This is a genomic window from Vibrio sp. 99-70-13A1 (genome assembly GCF_013114625.1).
Taxonomy (GTDB): domain Bacteria; phylum Pseudomonadota; class Gammaproteobacteria; order Enterobacterales; family Vibrionaceae; genus Vibrio.
The window spans coordinates 1-2,817 of sequence record NZ_VTXD01000075.1 but is presented as its reverse complement, the minus strand read 5'-3'; the positions used below and the strand labels follow the sequence as shown (position 1 = coordinate 2,817).

Genomic DNA, 2,817 nt, shown 5'->3' with positions numbered 1-2,817 from the left:
CAGATGTGTATAAGAGACAGTTATGATGCTTATTTTTATAATTAATTTAAAGAAGAAAATATATGTGGAACATAATAGAAATATTAATTAAAATTTACGCTACACTTTGTGATATATTACCTCAAACTCCTCGTTGCCACCGAATTAGAGGATGGATTTATCGCCCTTTTTGTAAAAAAATAGGTAAGAATTTTCAGGTTGATAGAAACGTTCAATTACAAGGTTTACGTAATATTGAAATTGGCGATGACGTATATATAGGCTATGGTTCTTGGATTCATGGTCTTCGTGAAGGCGTTGAATTCAGTGATCAGGTTATGCTTGGTCCTTATGTAACAATCGTAGCTGGGAATCACGGTAAGGAGAGAGGGAGCTTCAGATTTGCTCAAGGCGAGCAAGGGAAAGTTAGGGTCGGCTATGGAGTTTGGCTAGCTGCTAAAGTCACCGTAGTTGCTGGTGTAACAATAGGAGATGGAAGTTTGATTGGGGCTAATTCAGTAGTAACCCATGATATTCCAGTAAATGTTTTAGCAGCAGGTATTCCCTGCACGGTAAAGAAAGATGTTTAAAATAAGAAAAATTGCAAAAGAAATTTATAAAAAAACTTTCCCAGTAATTTATGTAAAGAATTGCTCACAAACTCTTTATGAAGTATTAATGTTTGCAATTAATATTTACCATAGCGATAAAAGTGATGATAACCTAAAAAGAATTAATATTTGTGTTGATAACTTAATATCTATTCAAAGAAAGGATGGTGGTTTTGATATCGGCTATGATTTCTATTTTGGGTACTATCATCGTAAAGGTGAGTCAACAGCACCAGAAACATTATCAGTTGTAGCTTTAATACGAGCATTCGAAATAACGCAAGATACACAAACAAAAAAAGCTATTGATAAAGGGATTAATTGGATTGTTAGTAATGAAGAAAAGGTAGATAAAGATAGAAGTTATATTCCTTATGGTCCATACAGTACACGTGATATAGCTGTGTATAATGGTACATCATTTGCTCTAGCTTCAATAGCAATGTGGGCTAAAATTACTAATGATAACAGGTTATATAGTTTATCAGAAAGGCTCAACCGCTATTTATTCGATAAGTTAGAGTTTAATAATTTGGGTGGGTATATTAGATATAATGATCCACATGAAAATACTTTACCTGAAGACCGAGAGAAAGTTGATTTTTATCACTTAGCACAGCAGGCAGAAATGCACTACTTGTCGTATAAGTATACTGGTGATGAAACGGCATTAAAAATATGTGAAGGATTTTGGCAAACAATATACACTCTATATGAAAGTGGAGTTGTTATACCATATTTGAATAATAACCAGTTTGACAATCAAGTTCATTTATGGGGTTATTCATCATGTATAGCCGCATTTTTAGATGCATTTGAATACTATGGTAATGATAAATATAGTAATGCAGCTTTTGACATTAAAAATTGGATTATGGATAAGGCGTTTGAAAGTGATTACTTTTATCCTGTTTTAAATAATGAAGGTACTCCACTTGATCGTAACTTTTACCCTAGGTCTGACGCTTGGGTCATTGCATCGATTTCAAAGTTAAAAACCCACAGTCCTAATATGCTGGATGATTCAGAATATGAATCAATTATAGCTTGCTATAAAAGGATTGAAGAAAACGAATTCAGTGGTAAAGAAAACCATGCAACAACTTTCTTTAGATTTCAATTGATGAAGTTTGTGAAAGGTATATTAGGGAGTAAATGATGAATAAAATTTTAATCTCCTCGATGTTTTATCCTGGTATTGGTGGGATAGAAAATAGTATTAAAAACATCACATCATCTCTAAGTGATATGGGGATAGACTGTGAAACGGTCTCTTTCTCGAAGCCAGAAATATGCAGCATAAAGGAAAAACATCATTTTATTGAAAGAGCCGGTGTATATAATTTATTAAAATGCTTACTTTCCGGAGAAATAGCATCTTTATTATACGCTGTGTTATATCTTAATAGGAACTTTAGCAATGATTTATTTTTTATAAGCCGCCACCCTTTATTTGCTTTTGCTGGAGTAATACTTAATTTTAAAAATCATGTATATATCCCTCCTGCAGTCATGGAAGATTTTTATAAAGGGGTTTTGAACGATATTAGGTTTAGAGACAAGCCTCTTTTATATTTAAAATATCAAATAGTATCAAAGATACATAGGTTCTATGAATGCAAAGTGGTAACTAATGAAAATGTTACTGTGTGTACATTTAGCCAGAATATAAAACATCAGTTTCTAAAGAAATATAAAAAGAATGCTTTTATATCAGAGCCTGGTGTTGATCATAGTGTTTTTAAATTTGAACAAAAATTTGAAAGTGATGGAAAAGTAAAGTTTTTATACGTTGGCAGACTTGAACCTGGTAAGAATGTTGAATTGTTGTTAACAGCGTTTGAAAGTAATTGCGATTCTAATTGTCGACTTTATATAGTTGGTTCTGGAACATTAGAAACCGAATTAAAATCTCGATATCAAGATGATAATATTATCTTTTTAGGTACCAAAATTAAAGATGAACTAAGTAAACTGTATAGTCAGGCTGATTTTACAATACTACCAACATATTATGAAGGTTTTGGTCAGGTTTTGATTGAATCTCTTTGCTGTGGCACAAAAGTTATTGGCTTTGATTCGAGTATTTCGAACACTGCAATAACACAAATTATTAAAGATGATAATTATGGATTTCCAATTATGAAGTTGGGAGAAAGTGGTATCACATCTGTTCTAATAAAAATAAAAAATGAAAAGCTATATAAGCTGTCTCTTATACACATCT

General features: G+C 32.0%; 3 protein-coding genes. All 3 read left to right on the top strand.

Going from position 1 to position 2,817, the window contains the following annotated elements:
- Positions 1–62: 62 nt before the first annotated feature.
- Positions 63–569 carry an acyltransferase gene (locus F0226_RS22105; protein ID WP_171737648.1) on the top strand — a complete coding sequence of 169 codons (507 nt, stop codon included), beginning with the start codon at positions 63–65 and terminating at the stop codon, positions 567–569.
- Entirely contained in the window at positions 562–1,749 is a 1,188-nt protein-coding gene (locus F0226_RS22100; RefSeq protein WP_171737647.1) for a hypothetical protein, read from the top strand. The genes F0226_RS22105 and F0226_RS22100 overlap by 8 nt, the downstream gene beginning before the upstream one ends.
- Positions 1,749–2,817: glycosyltransferase (locus tag F0226_RS22095; protein ID WP_171737646.1), on the top strand; the 1,069-nt coding region annotated here is incomplete at its 3' end. The genes F0226_RS22100 and F0226_RS22095, both read left to right, overlap by 1 nt.